This is a genomic window from Actinophytocola xinjiangensis (assembly GCF_001921215.1).
Classification (GTDB): Bacteria; Actinomycetota; Actinomycetes; order Mycobacteriales; family Pseudonocardiaceae; genus Actinophytocola; species Actinophytocola xinjiangensis.
Genome location: NZ_MSIF01000005.1, coordinates 60,106 through 79,731, shown reverse-complemented (window position 1 = coordinate 79,731; position 19,626 = coordinate 60,106). Strand labels below are relative to the sequence as shown.

Annotated in this window: 17 protein-coding genes; 12 read left to right on the top strand and 5 right to left on the bottom strand. The window is 74.0% G+C overall.

The annotated features are described in order from the left end of the window. The first annotated feature begins 7 nt into the window (after window positions 1-7). The 5 genes from BLA60_RS12840 (at window position 8) to BLA60_RS12820 (ending at window position 8,317) form a co-directional block, all read left to right on the top strand. Window positions 8-3,190: an ATP-dependent helicase gene (locus tag BLA60_RS12840; protein ID WP_084734919.1), complete on the top strand. Its 3,183-nt coding sequence runs from the start codon at window positions 8-10 to the stop codon at window positions 3,188-3,190. Then, window positions 3,187-3,420: a hypothetical protein gene (locus tag BLA60_RS12835; RefSeq protein ID WP_075133080.1), complete on the top strand. Its 234-nt coding sequence runs from the start codon at window positions 3,187-3,189 to the stop codon at window positions 3,418-3,420. The genes BLA60_RS12840 and BLA60_RS12835 overlap by 4 nt, the downstream gene beginning before the upstream one ends. Continuing rightward, on the top strand, window positions 3,413-6,661 hold the full coding sequence (locus tag BLA60_RS12830; protein ID WP_075133079.1) for an ATP-dependent helicase: 3,249 nt from the start codon (window positions 3,413-3,415) through the stop codon (window positions 6,659-6,661). The genes BLA60_RS12835 and BLA60_RS12830 overlap by 8 nt, the downstream gene beginning before the upstream one ends. 79 nt (window positions 6,662-6,740) lie before the next feature. Then, on the top strand, window positions 6,741-7,808 hold the full coding sequence (locus BLA60_RS12825) for a potassium channel family protein (protein WP_245811982.1): 1,068 nt from the start codon (window positions 6,741-6,743) through the stop codon (window positions 7,806-7,808). A gap of 32 nt (window positions 7,809-7,840) precedes the next feature. Beyond that, window positions 7,841-8,317 carry a hypothetical protein gene (locus BLA60_RS12820; protein WP_154814315.1) on the top strand — a complete coding sequence of 159 codons (477 nt, stop codon included), beginning with the start codon at window positions 7,841-7,843 and terminating at the stop codon, window positions 8,315-8,317. Here BLA60_RS12820 and BLA60_RS45470 read toward each other — a convergent pair. Continuing rightward, window positions 8,275-9,135: a neutral zinc metallopeptidase gene (locus tag BLA60_RS45470; RefSeq protein ID WP_245811956.1), complete on the bottom strand. Its 861-nt coding sequence runs from the start codon at window positions 9,133-9,135 to the stop codon at window positions 8,275-8,277. The two genes, BLA60_RS12820 and BLA60_RS45470, sit on opposite strands and share 43 nt — an antisense overlap. Window positions 9,136-9,759: 624 nt before the next feature. Between BLA60_RS45470 and BLA60_RS12810 the strand changes: the two genes are divergently transcribed. Genes BLA60_RS12810 through BLA60_RS12785 form a run of 6 tightly spaced genes read left to right on the top strand, consistent with a single transcriptional unit; the run spans window position 9,760 to window position 16,001 of the window. Further along, the gene (locus BLA60_RS12810) at window positions 9,760-11,457 is read left to right on the top strand and encodes a DUF2207 domain-containing protein (protein ID WP_154814314.1); all 1,698 of its coding nucleotides are present in this window, start codon (window positions 9,760-9,762) and stop codon (window positions 11,455-11,457) included. Between the two features lie 22 nt (window positions 11,458-11,479). Next, on the top strand, window positions 11,480-12,763 hold the full coding sequence (locus BLA60_RS12805; protein WP_075133075.1) for a M16 family metallopeptidase: 1,284 nt from the start codon (window positions 11,480-11,482) through the stop codon (window positions 12,761-12,763). Further along, window positions 12,760-14,121: a M16 family metallopeptidase gene (locus tag BLA60_RS12800; RefSeq protein ID WP_075133074.1), complete on the top strand. Its 1,362-nt coding sequence runs from the start codon at window positions 12,760-12,762 to the stop codon at window positions 14,119-14,121. Before BLA60_RS12805 ends, BLA60_RS12800 begins: the two co-directional genes overlap by 4 nt. Beyond that, the gene (nudC, locus tag BLA60_RS12795; protein WP_075133073.1) at window positions 14,118-15,092 is read left to right on the top strand and encodes an NAD(+) diphosphatase; all 975 of its coding nucleotides are present in this window, start codon (window positions 14,118-14,120) and stop codon (window positions 15,090-15,092) included. The genes BLA60_RS12800 and nudC overlap by 4 nt, the downstream gene beginning before the upstream one ends. Further along, complete coding sequence (locus tag BLA60_RS12790; RefSeq protein ID WP_075133072.1) at window positions 15,085-15,504, top strand: protein-tyrosine phosphatase family protein; 420 nt, start codon at window positions 15,085-15,087, stop codon at window positions 15,502-15,504. The genes nudC and BLA60_RS12790 overlap by 8 nt, the downstream gene beginning before the upstream one ends. Before the next feature lie 20 nt (window positions 15,505-15,524). After that, the gene (locus BLA60_RS12785) at window positions 15,525-16,001 is read left to right on the top strand and encodes a DinB family protein (RefSeq protein ID WP_075133071.1); all 477 of its coding nucleotides are present in this window, start codon (window positions 15,525-15,527) and stop codon (window positions 15,999-16,001) included. Here the strand turns inward: BLA60_RS12785 and BLA60_RS12780 are convergent. The 3 genes from BLA60_RS12780 to BLA60_RS12770 are packed head-to-tail and all read right to left on the bottom strand — an operon-like array spanning window position 15,989 to window position 17,948. Then, complete coding sequence (locus BLA60_RS12780) at window positions 15,989-16,591, bottom strand: cation efflux transmembrane domain-containing protein (RefSeq protein ID WP_075133070.1); 603 nt, start codon at window positions 16,589-16,591, stop codon at window positions 15,989-15,991. The two genes, BLA60_RS12785 and BLA60_RS12780, sit on opposite strands and share 13 nt — an antisense overlap. 50 nt (window positions 16,592-16,641) lie before the next feature. Then, window positions 16,642-17,481: an NAD-dependent epimerase/dehydratase family protein gene (locus BLA60_RS12775; RefSeq protein WP_281257445.1), complete on the bottom strand. Its 840-nt coding sequence runs from the start codon at window positions 17,479-17,481 to the stop codon at window positions 16,642-16,644. 11 nt (window positions 17,482-17,492) lie between these two features. Then, complete coding sequence (locus tag BLA60_RS12770) at window positions 17,493-17,948, bottom strand: hypothetical protein (RefSeq protein ID WP_154814313.1); 456 nt, start codon at window positions 17,946-17,948, stop codon at window positions 17,493-17,495. Between the two features lie 105 nt (window positions 17,949-18,053). Between BLA60_RS12770 and BLA60_RS12765 the strand changes: the two genes are divergently transcribed. Then, a complete protein-coding gene (locus BLA60_RS12765; protein ID WP_075133068.1) occupies window positions 18,054-18,992 on the top strand; it encodes a cobalamin biosynthesis protein in 939 nt (312 codons plus the stop codon). Between the two features lie 9 nt (window positions 18,993-19,001). Here the strand turns inward: BLA60_RS12765 and BLA60_RS12760 are convergent, their stop codons facing one another. Beyond that, window positions 19,002-19,598: a CGNR zinc finger domain-containing protein gene (locus BLA60_RS12760; protein ID WP_075133067.1), complete on the bottom strand. Its 597-nt coding sequence runs from the start codon at window positions 19,596-19,598 to the stop codon at window positions 19,002-19,004. Window positions 19,599-19,626: the final 28 nt, after the last annotated feature.

The window sequence follows — 19,626 nt, the reverse complement described above, 5'->3', positions numbered from 1 at the left end:
CCGCGTGGTGACCAAGGCTCCCCGGCTGGTTCGCCGGCCGGCGCCACCTCGGCCTCCTGCCCGGTGGGACACGGCCGCCCAGCGCGTGCTGGACGGCGCGGACGGGTTCGTGCGGGTTCTGGGTGGTCCGGGCACCGGTAAGACGACGTTGCTCACCGAGGTCGCGGCGGATCGGATCCTGCGGGGCGGGGTCGATCCGGAACAGCTGCTGGTGATCACCGCGAATCGGCGGGCGGCGGTCGAGGTTCGGGCGGCGATCACGGCTCGGTTGACCGAAGGTGATGGGATGCGCACGAGCCGTGAGCCGCTGGTGCGCACGGTCCATTCGTACGCGTTCGCGGTGTTGCGGTTGCACGCCGCGCAGCGGGATGCGCCGGGGCCCCGGTTGTTGTCCGGGCCCGAGCAGGACGCCGTGGTGCGGGAGCTGCTGGCCGGGGACGTGGAGGACCGGGCGGGCCACTGGCCGAAGCGGCTGTGGCCGGCGCTGGTGGTGCCGGGGTTCGCCGAGGAGCTGCGGGACCTCATGTTGCGGGCGGCCGAGCGTGGGCTGGGGCCGGAGGACCTGATTCGGGTGGGGCGGCAGGCGCGGCGCGAGGAGTGGGTCGCGGCCGGGTACTTCGCGCGGCAGTACGAGCGGGTGACGTTGCTGGCCGGGGCGGCGGACAGTGCGCTGGCGCAGGAGTCGGCGCCGGCGTTGGACGCCGCCGAGCTGGTGGCCAGTGCGCTGTTGGCGTTCGAGACCGACGAGCGGCTGTTGGCGGCCGAGCGTGACCGGGTGCGTTATCTGCTCGTCGACGACGCCCAGCACCTTGACCCGTTGCAGTACCGGCTGTTGGCGCGACTGGGGTTGGCGGCCAAGGAGTTCGTGCTCGCCGGGGACCCCGACCAGGCCGTTTTCTCCTTCCGGGGCGCCGATCCCCGGCTGCTGGCCGACACCCGACCCGAGGGCGGCACGGTCGTGCTGCGCACGCCGCACCGGCAGGCGCCGGCCGTGCACCAGGCGGTGGCCCGGTTGGCGGCGCGGCTGCCGGGGGTGGCGCCGCAGCGTCCGCAGCTGGATCCGGACGAGCCGCCGGCCGAAGACGGGCGGGTGGAGATCCGGCTGCACGCCACGGACGCGGCGGAGGCCGCGTGGGCGGCCGACCAGCTGCGCCGCGCGCATCTGGTCGACGGTGTGCCGTGGTCGGAGATGGCGATCCTGGTGCGCTCGGCGACCCTGGCGATCCCGGTGCTGCACCGCGCGCTGTCGATCGCCGGTGTGCCGGTGGCGACCGACGCCGACGAGCTTCCGCTGGCCCGCCAGCCGGCGGTGCGGCCGCTGCTGGAGCTGCTGCGGGTGGCGGCGAACCATCGGCTGCTCGATCCCGCGCGCGCCGAGCTGTTGTTGACCTGCCAGTTCGGTGGGGCGGATCCGTTGGCGCTGCGCCGGTTGCGCCGGGGTCTGCGGCGCCTGGAGCTGGCGGCCGGGCGGGACCGGCCCAGCGACGAGCTGCTGGTCGAGGTGCTCAACGACAACGACACGCTCGCCGCGCTGGAGGACGCGGAGGCGGCGAGCGTGCGGCGGATCGCCGGGCTGTTGGCGACGGCCCGCGCGGCGATCGCCGACAACGTCGGCATCGAGCAGATCCTGTGGCTGGTGTGGCAGCAGAGCGGGCTGGAGGGCCGGTGGGTCGCCCAGTCCCAGCGCGGCGGGACTCTCGGCGCGCAGGCCGACCGCGACCTCGACGCGATCGTCGGGCTGTTCCACGCGGCCGCCCGCTACGCCGACCGGCTGCCCGGCGCCGGCGTCACCGGGTTCGCGGATTTCCTTGCGGCGCAACGGATCGTGGGGGACACGCTGGCCCCGTCGGCGCAGCGCGGCGAGGCGGTGTCGGTGCTCACCGCGCACGCCGCCGTCGGTCGCGAGTGGACGGTGGTGGCGGTGTTGGGGGTGCAGGAGGGCAGCTGGCCGGACCTGCGGCTGCGCGGCACGCTGCTGGGTGTCGAGCGGCTGACCGACCTGCTCGCCGGCATCGACGAGGGCGAGGTGTCGCAGAAGGCGCCGCTGCTGGCCGAGGAACGCCGGCTGCTGCTGGTGGCGGCGAGCCGCGCCCGCCAGACCCTGCTGCTCTCGGCGATCCGCGGCGAGGACGAGCAGCCGTCCCGGTTCCTGGCCGAACTCGCCGGTGGGGACATCGAGGAGGCGTCGCGGGCCGGCGGCCCCGATCGTTCCCGCCGGGCGCTGGTCCTGGCCGACCTGGTCGGCGAGCTGCGCCGCGCGGTGTGCGACGGCACCTCGGCGCCCGACCGGCGGCGGCGGGCGGCCCGTCAGCTGGCGCGCCTGGCCGAGGCCGGTGTGCCCGGCGCGGACCCGGACACCTGGTACGGCCTGCCGGAGCTGTCGAGCTTGGACCCGGTGATGCCGGTGGGCGAGCGGGTCGTGGTGTCCCCGTCGACGGTCGAGGTGCTGGCCAAGTGCCCGCTGCGCTGGATGGTCGAACGCCACGGCGGCTCCGACCCGGCCGAGCTGGCGTCGATCACCGGCGTGCTGGTGCACGCCCTGGCCCAGGCCGCCGCCGACGGCGCCGACGAGGTGCGCCTGCGGGCCGAGCTCGACCGCGCCTGGGACGCGGTCGACGCCGGCGCCCCGTGGTTCTCGCGGCGGGAGCGGGCCCGCCTGCACGCCATGATGGACACGTTCCTGGGGTGGCTGCGCGCCTCCCGCACCGACCTGACCCAGGTGGGTGTGGAGAAGGGCTTCGGCGTCGACGTCCCAGCCACCGAACCCCCGGTGCGCCTCAAGGGCCGGGTCGACCGCCTCGAGTCCGACCCCGACGGCCGCCCCGTGATCGTCGACGTGAAGACGGCGCGGGTCCCGGTCAGCGCCGACGACGCCCGCGAACACCCCCAGCTGGCCGTCTACCAGCTCGCGGCCGCCTACGGCGCGTTCGTCGACCTCGGCCTGGACCGCGACCCGGGCGGCGCCCGCCTGCTGTACGTGTCGAAGGCCAACAAGAAGACCCACGCCACCGAACGCCGCCAGGACCCCCTCGACGACACCGGCCTCAAACACTGGACCGGCGTCGTCGCCGAGGCCGCCGCCGCCAGCGTCGGCCCCGACTACGTCGCCCGCCAGAACCCCGACTGCCCCCGCTGCCCCGTCCGCTTCAGCTGCCCCATCAACCCCAGCGGCCGCCAGGTGACCGAGTGATCCACACCTGCTCCGCCCTGGACGACCGCGACCGCCGGGTACTCGACGAGGTCGGCGTTGGTGGGTGGAGCCCGACGCGCGACGCCCGTCCCTGGGTGGGCTGGCGCGACCCGGAGGGCGAGAAGCGTGGGCGCCGCTACCGGCCGGCGCAGCGGTTGCGGGACGCGGCGGGCGAGGTCCGCGAGGAGGTGAATCGCCGGTTTCCCGTGGCCGGTGATCCGTATGCCTGAGTCGATCAGTCCCCGGTTGTTGGCGGCCGAGTTGGGTTTGCCGGCGCCGACCGACGAGCAGGTGGCGGTGATCGCCGCGCCGGTCGAGCCGGCGTTGGTGGTGGCGGGGGCGGGCGCGGGGAAGACGGAGACGATGGCCGCGCGGGTCGTGTGGCTGGTGGCCAACGGGATCGTCACGCCGGACCGCGTCCTGGGGTTGACGTTCACCCGTAAGGCGGCCCGGCAGTTGGCCGACCGGGTGCGGGCCCGGCTGCGGCGCCTGGCCGGCTCGGGGTTGTTGGCGCGGCTGGACCCGACCGGGGTCCGGCTGGCCGATCTGCACGCGGGGGAGCCGACGGTGCTCACCTATCACGCCTACGCCGGGCGGCTGGTCGCCGAGCACGGGCTGCGGTTGCCGGTCGAGCCCGGCGCGCGGCTGCTGACCGAGACCGCCTGTTGGCAGCTCGCGCACCGGGTGGTGTCCACCTGGACCCGGGACCTGGACACCGACCGGGTGCCGGTGACGGTCACCCGCTACCTGCTGGAGCTGGCCGGCGAACTGGCCGAGCACCTGGTCGACGAGGACGCGTTGGCCGACTACACCGAGCGGGTCTGCGCGGCCATCGAGGACGCGCCGCGCGGGCCGCGTCAGCGCGCCGAGCTGTCCCAGGATCTGCGTGAGGTTGTTGCCACGCAACGGTTCCGGTTGGCGTTGCGGCCGTTGGTCGCGGCCTACGCCGAGCAGAAGCGGCGGGCCGGCGCGCTGGACTTCGCCGAGCAGATGGCCCTGGCGGCGCGGTTGGCGGCCGGCTATCCGGAGGTTGTGCGCGGCGAGCGGGAACGCTGGGGCGCCGCGCTGCTCGACGAGTACCAGGACACCGGCCACGCCCAGCGGATCCTGCTGCGTTCGCTGTTCGGCGGCGACGGCGACCCGGTGCCGGTGACCTCGGTCGGTGACCCGGTGCAGGCCATCTACGGCTGGCGCGGCGCCAGCGCGGCCAACCTGCCCCGGTTCGCCACCGACTTCCCCCGGGGGCCTGACCGACGGCCGGCGACCCGGTACGGGCTGCTCACCAGCTTCCGCAATCCGCCCGAGGTGTTGGCGTTGGCCAACGCGATCTCCGCGCCGCTGCGGGCCGCCGGGATCGAGGTCGACGAGCTGCGGGCGCCCGAGCACGCCGGGCCGGCCGACGTGCGGTGCGCGTTGCTGCCCGACGCCGAGGTGGAGACCGAGTGGGTCGCCGACCAGATCGCGCTGCGGTGGCGGGAGGCGGTCGCCGAGACCGGCCGGCCGCCGACGGCCGCGGTGCTGGTGCGCCGCCGCGCCGACATGACCGATCTGGCCGCCGCGTTGCGGGTGCGTGGGCTGCCGGTGGAGGTCGTGGGCATCGGCGGGCTGTTGGACGAGCCGGAGGTGCGGGACCTGGTCTCGGCGCTGCGGGTGTTGATCGACCCGCTGGCCGGGACGGCCGCCGCGCGGGTGGTGACCGGGGCGCGTTGGCGGCTGGGCGCGGCGGACCTGGCGGCGTTGTGGCGCCGCGCCGCCGAGCTGGGGCAGGCGTTCCGGACCGGCGACGGGGCCGGCGCGCTGGTGGACACCGTGCCGGGTGAGGGCGCCGAGCAGGCGGGGCTGGTCGACGCGATCGACGACCCGGGCGAGGCCGACCGGTACTCGCCGGAGGGGCACCGGCGGATCAGCGCGCTGGGTGCCGAGCTGCGCGCGTTGCGCCGCCGGCTCGACCAGCCGCTGCCCGAGCTGGTGGCCGAGGTGGAGCGGGTGATGCTGCTCGACGTGGAGGCCAAGGCGCGGCCGGGTGGCGCCGGGCGGGCGCACCTGAACAAGTTCGCCGACGTCGTGTCCGACTACGCCCAGACCAGCCCGGCGGCGAGCCTGTCGGCGCTGCTGGACTACCTGGCCGCCGCCGAGGCCGCCGAGGACGGGCTGGAGCCGGGCGAGGTTGAGGTCGCGCAGGACCGGGTGCAGATCCTCACCGTGCACTCGGCCAAGGGGCTGGAATGGCAGGTCGTGGCGGTGCCGCACCTGGTGACCGACGTGTTCCCCAGCCGCAAGCGGACCTCGTCGTGGCTGCGCGCGGTGACCCAGCTGCCGGCCGCGCTGCGGGGCGACGTCGCCGACCTGCCGACGCTGAACCTGGAGGGCGCGGCCAACCGCAAGGAGGTCGAGCTGGAGCTGACCCGGCACGCGGAGGCCTTCGCCGAGCGGGACCTGGTCGAGGAGCGCCGGCTGTGTTACGTCGCGCTCACCCGGGCCGAGCGCACGCTGCTGGTGTCGGCGCACTGGTGGGGGCGCACCGGCTCGAAACCCAAGGGCCCGTCGGACTTCTTCACCGAGGTCGCCGACCTTGTGTCCACAATGGACGAACAGGTGGCCTCGGTCGACCAGCTCGCCCCGCCGCCGGCGCAGGACGAGGAGAACCCGCTGGTGGGCGCCGACCGCGCCGCCACCTGGCCGTCCGACCCGCTCGCCCTGGGCCGCGACGACGTCCGCGCCGGCGCCGTCCTGGTCCGCGCCGAACTCGCCGCGCTGCGCGCCGGGGTCACCCAGCTGTCGATGCTGGAGGAGGACCCGGAGGGCTGGGAGGCCGACGCCGACGTCCTGCTCGCCGAACGCGCCCAGGCCGCGCGCGGCCGCGAACAGGTCGCGCTGCCCGCGTCGCTGTCGGTCGTGCAGCTCGTCGAACTCGCCCGCGACCCCGACGCGCTGGCCCGCCGGCTGCGCCGCCCGCTGCCCTTCCCGCCCAACCCGACCGCCCGCCGGGGCACCGCCTTCCACGCCTGGCTGGAACAACGCTTCGGCGCCCGCGCCCTGCTCGACCTCGACGAACTGCCCGGCTCCGCCGACGCCGACGCCGCCCCGGACACCGACCTCGACGGCCTCAAGGAGTCCTTCCTCGCCAGCGCCTGGGCCGACCGGGTGCCGCACGAGGTCGAGGTCTCGTTCACCTGCGACGTCGCCGGGATCGCGTTGCGCGGCCGGATGGACGCCGTGTTCGCCGACCCCGGCGGCGGCTGGACGGTCGTCGACTGGAAGACCGGCGCCCTGCCCGACGACGATGACCTGCCGGCGCTGACCGTGCAGCTGGCCGCCTACCGGCTGGCGTGGGCCGCGATGAGCGGCACCGACGTCGACGACGTGCGCGCCGCGTTCCACTACGTCCGCCTCGACCACACCCTGCGCCCGGCGGACCTGCTGACCGGCGAGGGCCTCCGCGACCTGCTGGCGACCGTCCCGGCACCCTGAGGCCGCGCACCGGCGCTCGCGTGGTTACGCTCCGCCCGTGACGAGCCCTGACGAGCGGGGGCGCCGGCTGGTGCGCAAGCTGGGTGCGCGCCTGGGTGCCGACTCGCTGACCGGCCGGCCCGACCACTCGCTGGTCGGCGTGATCCGCATGCCGGAGAGCTCGGTCAGCCCGATGACCTCGATCGTGCGCCGGGTGGTCTGGGCGTTCGTCGCGCTGCTGGTGGCCGTGCTGCTGGTCTACCTGGACCGCGACGGCTACCGCGACGGCAACGGCGACGGCCTGTCGCTGCTGGACGCCTTCTACTACGCGACGGTGTCCCTGTCGACCACCGGTTACGGTGACATCACCCCGGTGAGCGACACCGCCAGGCTGGTCAACATCCTGGTGATCACGCCACTGCGGGTGATGTTCCTGATCGTGCTGGTCGGCACCACCCTGGCGGTGCTCACCGAGCGCTCCCGCCAGACGTTCAAGCTGCAACGATGGAGGACGAAGGTGCGCGATCACGTGGTGGTCGTCGGCTACGGCACCAAGGGGCGGTCGGCGGTCAGGTCGGTGCTCGGCGACGGCGTCGAGCCCGAGCGGATCGTCGTGGTGGACACCGACCAGGCGATGCTGGAGGTGGCCTCGGCGCTCGGGCTGGTGACCGTGCACGGCTCCGGCACCCGCTCGGACGTGCTGCGGGTGGCCGGGGTGCCCCGGGCGCGCGCGGTGGTCGTGGCCGCCAACCGGGACGACTCGGCCGTGCTGGTCACCCTGACCGCCCGCGAGTTGGCGCCCAAGGCCAGGATCGTGTCGGCGGTGCGTGAGGCGGAGAACGTGCACCTGCTGCGCCAGTCCGGTGCCGACTCGGTGGTGGTCTCCAGTGAGACGGCCGGGCGGCTGCTGGGCATGGCCACGCACACGCCGACGGTCGTGGACATGGTGGAGGACCTGATCACCCCCGAGTCGGGTCTCGCGATCGCCGAACGCGACGTCGAGGGGTCCGAGATCGGCGGCTCGCCCCGGCACCTGCCCGACATCGTGCTCGGCGTGGTGCGCGGCGGGAAGCTGCACCGCGTCGACCACCCGGACATGGACGCCATGGAAGCCGGCGACCGACTCCTCTACGTCAAGAAGATCACCCCGGCGAGTGACCCCGACTGAGCTTCGGTCGCTTTCGGTGCGACCATTTCCCGGTGCGCATTCCCGGGGTGCCGGCAACACCGGGACAGGTGCGGCCGGCGATGCTCCTCGCCGCGGTCGCGGTGTTCGCGGCACTGGTCACTCTCCTGGCGAACCTGTTGGGGTTAACGGGTTTCACCGCCGAGGAGGAGACCGTGAACCGGGTCAGGGCGACCGTCTCGGCCGCCGCGCCCTGCACGGATTCCGGCGGCGAACGCGTCACCTTCACCCAGGACGGCCGCGACCGGGAAGCCCGCTTCGACGGCTGCGGACACACAGAGGGTGAACAGGTCGAGATCAATGTCCCCGACGGGGCGACAGGAGATGACCTGACCGTGCAGGCCGCGCACAACGCCGTCGACAGCGGGGGTTCCGGCGGAGTGCCGGGCGTGGTGCTGCTGTTCGGCGCCGCGGTGGCCGGCGGGATGATCGCGCGCTGGTGGTGGCGTCAGCCGACGTCGTCCGGCGGCGAGAGCCAGGTGTTGCACTGATAGGTGCGGTTCTTCTGCGCGCCCTGCTCCCACCAGGCCGAGGTGTGCGCGTCGGTGCCGTGGTCGCGCGGGGCGTTCGGGTTGTGGTCGCCCCGGTCCTGGGAGCCCCGCGCCTCGCCGAGAACGACGTCGTCGACCGAGCCCCGGGGGTAGGCGGCGGCGAAGAACATGCCGGAGAAGCACTGCGCCTGGAGTTCGAGCCGGCGCGACAGTTCCAGCCCGGCCTCGCTGTCGACCCCGGCGTCGTAGCGGGCCCTGGCGTAGGCGTCGAGCACGCCGCTCATGGACTGCACGTGGTGGCCGTACTCGTGGGACAGGACCGCGAGGTACACGCCGGGGTGCGGGCCGTACATGTCGGTCTGCAACCCGGCGAAGGGCATGTAGAGGGTGTTGTTCTCGCCGCAGTAGAAGGCGGCGACCGTGCCCGCGCCGCCGGCCACCGAGCCACACGGGCTCGACCAGTCGGTGCCGGCCGGGAACTGGAGTCCCGGCGGGAAGAACGGCAGCCCGGCGCGGTCCATGACCGGGGCCCAGGCGGCGTCCAGGCACGGCAGGGCGGCGGTGAAGAACCGGGCGGCGCCGTCGGGGGAGGTGTCCCAGGCCGGGAGGTCGCAGCTGACCCGCGGGGCGCCGTTCTCGCCGAGGAACAGGGGGTTGTCGCCGAGGGCGAGGACCGGGCCGTCGGTTCGGGTGGGGGGCTGGGTCTGTTCGGTCCGCTCGGCGGTGGTGGTCGTGGTTGTCGTGGTGGTGGTCGTGGTTGTCGTGGTGGCGGCGCTGCTCGGCGGGCCGGCGGTGGTCTCCGGCGGTTCGTAGCCCACGTCGGCCACCGGGGCGCGCCGGTCACTGACCGAGAGGAACCCGACGAGACCGACCGTGACCAGCAGGACGCCGACCAGGATGGTGGCGAGCAGGGGGCCGGAGTTGGACTTCGGGCGTGGGCGCGGGACGTGGCCCGGGTAGTCGAGCCAGGGTGGGGCGGTCGGCGTAAACGTTTGCGGCCAGGGCGAGGGGGCAGTGGGTAACCAGCGTTGGCCCTGGCCTGGTCCGTGGTGGGTTGGCCAGGGGGCCTGACCCGTGTGGCCTGGACCAGGCGGCCAGGGGGCCGACCCTGGCGGTGGGGGTTGGCCAGGCGGCCCCGCTGGGCCGAAGGCCGGGCCCGGCTGCGGGGTTGGGCCTGGCGGTGGGGTTGGCGGTGGGGTTGGGCCGAAGGCCGGGCCCGGCGGTGCGGGTGGATGGCCTGGTGTCGGGCCGAAATCCGGGGCCGGTGCCGGCGGTGTCGGGCCGAACGGCGGGCGGGGGCCGGCGTGGGCGCCGGGGCGCACGGTGAGGGGACGCGGCGGCAGGGGGCGCGACCGTGGTGGGGGCAGCGGGCCGCTCGGCTGCCACGGCTCGGTCATCCCGTGTCCCCCCAACACCCGACTGGCCTGACTGGCGGTGAGCATATGGCCCCTGCACTATCCTCCGCAGGCGTGTTGGCGAAGTGGGGGGCCGCTGCCCTCGTGGCGGGCGTTCTCGCTGTGGCGCAACCAACTGCGCAACCGAGCCCGCCACCAGGTCCGACACCCGGTCAGCCGTCGCTCGACTTCCCCGTGCCGCCCAGCGGCGAACCCAGTACCGAACCCAGTGGCGAACCCGGTACCGGACCAGGCGCACCGCCGAGTCAGATCGTTCCGCGCAGTGTCAACCTCGCGCTTCGGGTCGAGCCGGACGGGCGGCTCTCGGTCACCGAGCAGGTCTTCGTGCACGGCGTGGCGGGCATGACCCGGCACGCCGCCCTGCGGATCAGGGCCGGCGACCGCGACCGCGTGTTCACCATCGACGATCTCGCCATCGACGGGAACGGCTCGGCCGAGACCACCGACGACGAGCTCATCCTGCGGCTGCGCGAGGGCGTCACCACCGTCAAGTACACAGTGGACGGCGCGGTCGGTGACGTCGGCGGACACCAACAGGTCCGCTGGCAACTCGCCAGCGGCTGGGACGTCGACCTGCGTCAGGTGCGGGCCTCGTTCGCCGCGCCCAGCCCGCCGGAGAACGTCGTGTGCCGGGCCGGACGACAGGGTTCGGACACGCCCTGTGAGTCGGCGATCACCGACCACGGGCAGGTTCTGCGGGTCGTCCAGCCGGATCTGCCGGCCGGGGAGCGGGTCGACCTCCAGGTCACGCTGCCGGGCGGGACGGTCGGCGCGAACGCCCGGTTCGACGAGGTCGCCCGGCCAAGCGCGTTCGCCATCACCCCGGTGTCCGGGATCGGGCTGGGGGTGCTCGCGCTGGTCCTCGTCGGCGGGTTCGGGCTGCTCTGGCTGGCCAGGGGCCGCGACACCAGAGCCACCGCCACCGACATCGGCTCGGTCGAGCCGCTGGTCGAGGAGGGTGGCCGGGTCGCGTTCGCCTCGCCGGACGGGGTGCTGCCCGGCGAGGTCGGCACGGTGATCGACGAGCACGTCGACGTCGCCGACGTCACCGCCACCGTCGTGGACCTCGCGGTGCGCAACTACCTGGCCGTCCGCCGCACCGCCGCCGGCTGGACGCTCGTGCGCCGCAACCCCGCCGACGCCGCGCTCACCGGCTACGAGACCGCCGTGCACACCGCCCTGTTCCGCGACGGCCCCGAGGTCGCCCTCGCCGGCCTGCGCGTCGACCTCGCCCCGGTACGTGAGGACCTCTACGCCAGCATGGTCCGCCACGGCTGGTTCACCCGCCGGCCCGACCGCGAACGCACCCGCTGGACCGTCGCCGGGGCGCTGCTGGCACTGGTCGGCGCGGTCACCACCGTCGTCCTCGCGCTCACCGTCGGGCACGCCCTGCTCGGGCTGGCGGTCGTCGCCGGCGGGCTCGGGCTCACCGTCGGTGCCCGGCTGATGCCGGCCCGCACCGCGCGCGGCAGCGTGCTCGTGCAGCAGGTCCGGGGGCTGCGGGGCTTCCTGCGCGGCGACCTCGCCGCTGTCCCGGCGGCCGACCGGGAGATGGTGCTGTCCCGCTCCCTGCCCTACGCCGTCGTCCTCGGCGAGTCGACCCGCTGGCTGGCCCACCTCGCCGGGCTGGAGCGCGTCTACTGGTTCGAGGGCGACCTCGCGGCCTTCCCCGAATTCCTCCGAGAGCTTGACGCGGCGTTCGCCGCCTCGGGCCAGCTTCGGTGACGTTTGCCCGTAGGCTGCGGACATGCCAGTAACCGAGCTGAACAGGTTCACGCTCCCCAACGGGCTGCGGGTGGTGGTGGCACCGGACCCCACCGCGCCGGTGGTGGGCGTGAGCGTGCACTACGACGTCGGGTTCCGCTCCGAGCCGCAGGGCCGCACCGGGTTCGCGCACCTGTTCGAGCACCTGATGTTCCAGGGCAGCGAAAGCCTGGAGAAGCTCGCGCACTTTCGGCACGTGCAGTCCTCCGGTGGCACCTTCAACGGGTCCACCCACCCGGACTACACCGACTACTTCGAGGTGCTGCCCTCGGCCGCGCTGGAGCGCGCGCTGTTCCTCGAGGCCGACCGGATGCGCGCCCCCAAGATCACCGAGGAGAACCTGCGCAACCAGGTCGACGTGGTCAAGGAGGAGATCCGGCTCAACGTGCTGAACCGGCCCTACGGCGGGTTCCCGTGGATCCTGCTGCCTCCGGTGCTCTACCAGACCTTCCCCAACGCGCACAACGGCTACGGCGACTTCTCCGAGCTGGAGCAGGCCGACCTCGACGACTGCGCCCAGTTCTTCGACACCTACTACGCGCCGGCCAACGCGGTGCTCACCGTCGCCGGTGACGTGACCGTCGACCAGGCGCGGGAGCTGATCGACCGGCACTTCGGCGACGTCCCGCACCGCCCGGCGCCGGTGCGGCCCTCGTTCTCCGAGCCGGTGCCGACCAGCGAGCTGCGCGGGGAGCACCTCGACCCGCACGCGCCGCTGCCGGCCTTCGCCGTCGGCTACCGGATGCCCGACCCGATCAACGAGCTCGACGGGTACCTGGCCAACCTGGTGCTGGCCGCCGTGCTCGCCGAGGGTGACGGGTCGCGCCTGCAGCAGCGGCTGCTGCACCGCGAGCCGCTGGTCACCGACATCAACGCCGCGTGCGGGCTGTTCGGCCCGTTCGAGGCGCGCGACCCGGACACGTTCATCGTCACCGCCGTGCACTCGCCGGAGGTCGCCCAGGAGCGGGTGCTGACCGCCGTCGACGAGGAGCTCGACAAGCTCGCCGCCGCCCCGCCCAGCGAGCAGGAGCTGGCGAAGGTCACCGCCCGCTGGGTCGCCGGCCTGCACCGCGAGCACGACCGGCTGATCGCCCGCACGCTCGCGTTCGGCTCGCTCGAACTGCTCTACGGGGACCCGGGCCTGGTCCACCAGCTGCCCGAGCGGATCTCGGCGGTGACCCCGGACGCGGTCGCCGCCGCGGCCAAGGCGTTGCGCCCCGACGCTCGTGCGGTGCTGACCGTGACCCCGGCAGGAGGAGACCAGTGACCAGTTTTCGCACCGCGTCCGAGATCGGCCGTACCGAGCTCGGCCCGCGTCCGCTGCCGGCCCTGGGCGTGCAGCGCTCGGCGACCGGGCTGTCGGTCCAGGACACCGTGCTGGACAACGGCCTGCGGGTGATCGCCGTCCACCAGCCGACCGTGCCGATGGTGGAGCTGCGGCTGCGGATCCCGTTCGCCGGCACCGACCCGCTGCACGCGGCGGTGGCCGAGGTGCTGGCCTCGACGCTGCTGACCGGCACCGAGCGCCGCGACCGGTTCGCCATCGACACCGACCTGGCCCTGGTCGGCGGCGAGTTGGACGCCAGCGTCGACCCGGAGCGGCTCGCGATCGCCGGCAACGCCCTGGCCAGCGGTTTCGACACGCTGCTCGACGTGCTGGCGGACACCCTGACCGGCGCGTTGCACTCCGAGGACGAGGTGGGCCGCGAGCGGGACCGGCTGGTCGAGCGGATCGCGGTGGCCCGGTCGCAGCCCAGCGTGATCGCGCGTGAGGCGTTGCAGCGCCACCGTTACGGCGACCACCCGTTCACCCGGGAGATGCCCGACGCGGCCGATGTCGCGGTGGTCACCGCGCAGCGGGTGCGGGAGCTGCACGCGGGCGCCGTGCTGCCGCGCGGGTCGCTGCTGGTGCTGGTCGGTGACGTGGAGCCGGCGGACGCGGTGGCGCGGATCGCGTCGGCCCTCGCCGGGTGGGCGTCGGACGCCTCGGCGGTCGAGCTGCCGCCGCTGCCGGAGCTGTCCGGCGGCGATCTGCTGTTCGTGCCGCGGCCGGGGGCGGTGCAGTCGCAGCTGCGGTTGTCCGCGCAGGCGGTCCCGCGCACCGACGAGCTGTATCCGGCGTTGCAGCTGGCGAACCTGGTCTACGGCGGGTTCTTCTCCTCGCGGCTGGTGGAGAACATCCGTGAGGACAAGGGCTACACCTACCACGCGCGGTCGTCGGTGGAGTTCACGCCCAGCGGCGCGACGCTGCTGGTGGAGTCCGACACGGCCAGTGACGTGACCGCGCCGGCGCTGCTGGAGATGCGCTACGAGCTGGGCCGGCTGGGAGTCGTGCCGCCAACGGAGTCCGAAGTGGACACCGTGCGCCGGTACGCGGTGGGCACGCTGCTGATCTCGACGGGTTCGCAGACCGGGCTCGCCTCCCAGCTGGCGGCCGTTGCCGCCTACGGCCTGGGAATGGACTGGCTGGTCGGCCACCCGGCGCGGCTGGCGGAGGTCACCGCCGACCAGATCGCCGAGGCGGCGCGCCGGTTCTTCTCGCCACCGCGCTACACCGGCGTGATCGTCGGCGACGTCGCGCAGCTGCCGTACCTGAGCGCACTGGGCGGCGTGCGAGCGGAATGAGCACGCCGTTCGCCCTGTCCGGCTTACCGACCCTCTCTCGGTCCACAGTGGACCGCGAGGAGGTGCTGCGGACCGACCTGCCCCGCCTGGCGACGCTGTGGACCAACGGCAGGGTCCTGCTGTTGGACGACCGGGGCCGCACCCCGGTCCTGCCGGGTGCCACGGCCCTGGCCCTGCGCCCGGCCGCCGCCGTCGGCCCCGAGGCTCCGCCCGAGGCGTTGTTCCTCGGGGAGCACGGCGGCGTCGGCCACTGGGCCTTGCGGCACGCGGCGGACCTGCGGGAGGGCGTGGCGTCCCCGGACAGCGCCTGGGGCCGGTGGAGCGGCGCCGAGACACCGGACGGCGAGCAGTGGCACGACCTGCGCACGGTCGGTGCCCTGCTCGACGACATGTCCGCCGGCCTGTACACCACGGCGGTGGCCCTGGCCAGCTGGCACGCGGCGGCCGGTTTCTGTGCCCGTTGCGGCAGCGTGACCGCGCGGATCAACGCCGGCTGGGCGACCCGGTGCACGGGCTGTGGGCGGGAGGAGTACCCGCGCACCGACCCGGCCGTCATCTGCCTGGTGCACGACGACGTCGGCGTGAACGGCGAGCACGTGCTGTTGGCGCGTCAGCCGGTGTGGCCGGCGCAGCGGTACTCGGTCCTGGCCGGTTTCGTGGAGGCCGGCGAGTCGCTGGAGGCGTGCGTGCGCCGCGAGATCGGCGAGGAGGTGGGCGTGGAGGTGAGCGGAATCCGTTACCTGGGAAGCCAACCGTGGCCGTTCCCCCGCTCGGTCATGATCGGCTTCGCGGCCGTGGCGCCGGCCGGCGCGACCCTCACCCCGGCCGACGGCGAGATCGAGGAGGCCCACTGGGTGTCCCGCGAACGCCTGCGCGCCGCGATCGCCGCCGGCGGCGAGCTGCCCGGCCTGCGCCTGCCCGGCCCGACGTCGATCGCCAGGATGATGCTGGAGGGCTGGGCCGATGCCTGAGGTTCTCCCCGGGGCGATCAGCCTCCCCGACGGCTGCGTGGTCCGCGGCCGGGGCCTGCGCAACCCGCCGCCGCCGGGCACCCCCGACCGGGCCCTGTACCTGGGCGCCAAACACCGCGACCACCGCCCGCCGTGGCCCCACGAATGGCTGGACTGGCCCGATTTCCGCCTCCCCGCCGACCCGGCCGGGGCCGCCGAGGCGATCCGCGCCCTGCACGCCGCCGCGCGGGCGGGGGAGCGGGTGGAGGTGGCGTGCGGGGGTGGCATCGGCCGGACCGGGACGGTGATCGCGTGCCTGGCGGTGCTCTCGGGCGTGCCCGCGCGTGATGCCGTGTCCTGGACCAGGAAGCACTACCACCGCCGAGCGGTCGAGACCCCGTGGCAGCGCCGCTGGGTTCGCCGCTTCGCCTGATCCCGCAAGGAGTTCCGCCGGTGCTCGTGGCCGACACCCGAACCCAGCTGGACACGTTCGTCGAGCAGGGCCGCACCGCCATCGAGGCGACCCTGGTCGGTCTCACCGAGGACCAGGCCCGCCGCCGCCTGGTCCCGTCGGCGACGACGTTGCTGGGGCTGCTCAAGCACGTCACGTGGATGCAGCGCATCTGGTTCGAGGAGTGTGTCGGTGGCCGCCCCCGCGCGGACCTGGGCCTGGTGAACTCTCCCGACGAGTCGTTCCAGCTGGCGGCGCACGACACCATCGAGTCGGTCACCGCCGCGTTCCGGTCGGCCTGCGCGACGGCGCGGACGATGGTCGCCGACCTGCCGCTGGACGCGGTCGTCACCGGCCACCGAGGCGGCCCGCGCACCCTGCACTGGGTGTACCTCCAGGTCCTGCGGGAACTGCACCAGCACTGCGGCCACGCCGACATCCTGCGCGAACAGATCCTCGCGCCGTCTCAGCAGCACTGATCTCCGCGCCAGGCCTCCCGACCTTCGCGCACCGCCACCCCCGCGATGACCAGCGCGGCGACCGGGTCGGCCCAACTCCAGCCGAACAGGCTGTTGAGCAGCAGGCCGGCGAGCAGCACGCCGGACAGGTACGTGCACAGCAAGGTCTGCTGGGAGTCCGCCACGGCGCTGGCCGACCCGAGTTCGCGGCCTGCCCGTCGCTGCGCGTAGGACAGCCCCGGCATCACCGCCAGCGAGACCGCCGCCAGCACGATCCCGACGGTGGAATGGTCGGCCGTCGCGCCGCCCAGCAGCGCCCGGACCGACTCCACGCCGACGAAGGCCGCCAGCGCGAAGAACGACACCGCGATGACGCGCAGTGCCGTCCGCTCCCTGGCGTGCGGATCGGCGCCGGAGAACTGCCAGGCCACGGCCGCCGCCGAGGCCACCTCGATCACCGAGTCCAGGCCGAAGCCCACCAGTGCCGTCGATGACGCGATCGTTCCCGCGCTGATCGCCACCACGGCCTCGACGACGTTGTACCCGATCGTCGCGGCGACGAGCCAACGGATCCGCCGCGTCAGCACGGCCTGCCTCTGTGAGTTCAGCACGAGGAGAACAGTACATCGAGCAGTGAACTATCGGAACCGGTGCGCCGGTGTCACGACCGCCAGGCGTCCTCCACGATCCTGCGGACGTCGGAGCGCGCCGGCCGCCACCCCAACTCCCGCCGCGCCGACGTGGGATCGGCGACCAGCACCGCCGGCTCGTCCACCGCCGGAGCGTGCTGAACCGGCACCGCCCGCCCCGTGACGTCCTCGACGACCCGCACGACCTCCAGCACCGACGTGCGCCGCCCGCTCCCGATGTCGTAACCCCGCCACCCGCCCGCCGCGCAGGCGTCCAACGCCAGCACGACGGCGTCGGCCATGTCCTCGACATGGACGAAGTCGCGGATCACCGACCCGTCACCGTTGACCACGAACTCCCCGCGCCCCGCCGCGACCGCCAGGATCTTCGGGATCAACCGCCGCTCGTCGGGATCCCCCGGTCCGGCCAGGTTGTAGGCGCGCAGGCTCACCGCCCCGAGACCACCGGCGGCCGCGACATCCGCGCACGCCCGGTCGGCGGCCCACTTGGTCGCCGCGTAGGGACTGCTGTCCCGCCCGGCGGCCGTGGACGCGACCACCAGCCGTCCACCGTCGCCGCCCAGCGCCGCCAACACGTTGACCGTGCCGCCGACATTGGTCAGCCAGTACTCCAACGGCTCGGCGAACGACGCCCGCACCCCGGTCAACGCCGCGAGATGACACACCGCGTCCACCCCACCGACCGCCTCGGCGACCCGGTGGGCGTCCCGGACGTCACCCCGAACATGCCGATCGGCACCCTCCGGGACCGCGCCGTCCCCCCGGGTGAACGCCGTCACCGAATGCCCCCGCCCGGCCAAGGCCCGAACCACGGCACGCCCGAGAAACCCCGCCGCCCCGGTAACCAGCACCTTCGCCGGGTTCACGAGGAGGCGGCGGCCGCGGCGGCCGCGCGCTCCCACATCATGAGCACGACGTAGTGCGCGAACACCCGAATGGCCAGCGGCAGGTCGCTCGGCAGGTCCGCGTACGACGTCCGCGTGAACACTCCGTCATACGCGATCCGCCCGACGGGCTGGCCACCGCGACCCAGTTCCCACGCCGACTTCCACATCGACGGTCGGGCCAGTTCGAGTCGGCCGGTCGGGGTGGTGATCGCCCAGCGGCGGCTGGTTTCGCGGTCGGCGGTGGCGAGGCGTCCGGTGGGGCCGTCGAGCACGAACCGTTTGCCGCGTTCTCTGGTGACGCGCAGCGTCACGCCCTCGACCAGGAACTCGCAGCTCTCCCGCCGGAACCTGGCCAGCTCGGTGACCGGATTCCCGTCGTCGGACAGTTCGTAGCGGCGCCGGAACACGCCGTATCGACTCGCACGCAACATGCCTCACATCCAATCAGCGCCCGTGCGCGGGCGCCCCGGCGTTGGCGCTACGGTGACGAACGCGTGGCCCGGAATCGGTTCGGGGGCGTGGGGGGTGGTGACGTAGTGGGCGTGGCGCGCGCGTTCGGCCTACTGCTCGGGGTGGCCGCCGACGGGGCATTCGGCGATCCACGACGCGGGCATCCGGTGGCCGGCTTCGGAAAAGTGGCGCAACGGGTGGAGCGAACGCTCTACCGCGACAACAAGACGGCGGGCGTACTGCACGTGGCGGTACTGGCCGGCGGCGCGACGGCGTTGGGCGTGCTGGCCGAACGTGCCGGCCGGGGTCGTCCGGCCGTCCGCGTGGTGACCACGGCGGCGGCGACCTGGCTGGTCCTGGGCGGACGCTCGCTGGCCGTCGAGGGCGCCGCCATCGGCCGCGAACTGGACGCCGGAAAGCTCGACGCGGCAAGGGATCGGCTGCCACACCTGTGCGGCCGCGATCCGTCCGATGTGGACGCTGACGGTCTGGCGAGGGCGGCCGTCGAGTCGGTGGCCGAGAACACCTCCGACGCGGTCGTGGCGCCGTTGGTGTGGGGGGCGGTGGCCGGCGTCCCCGGCCTGCTCGGCTACCGCGCGATCAACACCCTCGACGCGATGGTCGGCTACCGCAACCAGCGTTACCGCCGTTTCGGCTGGGCCTCCGCCCGCCTGGACGACGTGGTGAACCTCCTGCCGGCCAGGCTCGCCGCCGCCCTCACCGTCACCGGAGCACCGGTGGTGGGCGGGTCCTGGCGAGGGGCGTGGCAGGCCTGGCAGGCCGACGCGGCCGCCCACCCCAGCCCCAACGCCGGGCGGGTCGAGGCCGCGTTCGCCGGCGCGCTGGAAGTCCGCCTTGGCGGTCGAACGGTCTACGCGCACGGCGTGGAAGAACGCCCCGTCCTCGGCGAAGGCCGCACTCCCGACTCCGGCCACGTGACAAGGGCGGTCGAACTGTCACGAGTGGTGGGTGGCCTGACCACCGTCCTGGCGGCGCTGGTCGCCCTGTTCCGCGCCCGCCGCTGAATCGACCCGTCAGGAGCGGGTGCGGTGGGCGGCGACCTTCGCGCGGTTGCCGCAGCGCTGCATCGAGCACCAGCGGCGGTTGCCCGGCCGGGACGTGTCCACGAACAGCAGTTGGCAGTTGTCCGCCGAGCACTGGCGTAGGCGGCCGGCCGGTGCGTTGGCGAGGACCTCGATGGCGTCCACGGCCGCCGCGCCGAGCACCTGGACCCCGTGGACCGGCGTCCCCCAGGTCTGGGTCAGGGTCGCGGGGTCGAGGCGGGGCACGGGGCGGCGGTCGGCGGCGGCGTTGATGACCGTCAGGTCGATGCCGGACGGGTGGTCGCCTCGGATGACGGCTTCGGCCGCCCTCCACAGGCAGTCGCGGAACTCCCTGATCCTGTCCAGGTCGGTTCGGGTGATGTGGAGGTCCTCGACGCGCAGGGGAGCGGTGTCGGTCAGGCGGGAGGTGGTCAGCCACCGCGCCAGGTCGGCCGGCTCGTGCAGGATCTCCCAGATCGCGTAGGCGCCCGGGCCGCCGGTCAGCAGCAGTTCGATGGCGAAACTTCCCGGGTCGAACGTGAACCGCTGCCCGTTGTGGCCGGTGAGTACCCGGGGACCAACACTCATGTAACCACTATAGTAGGTTACGACCTAC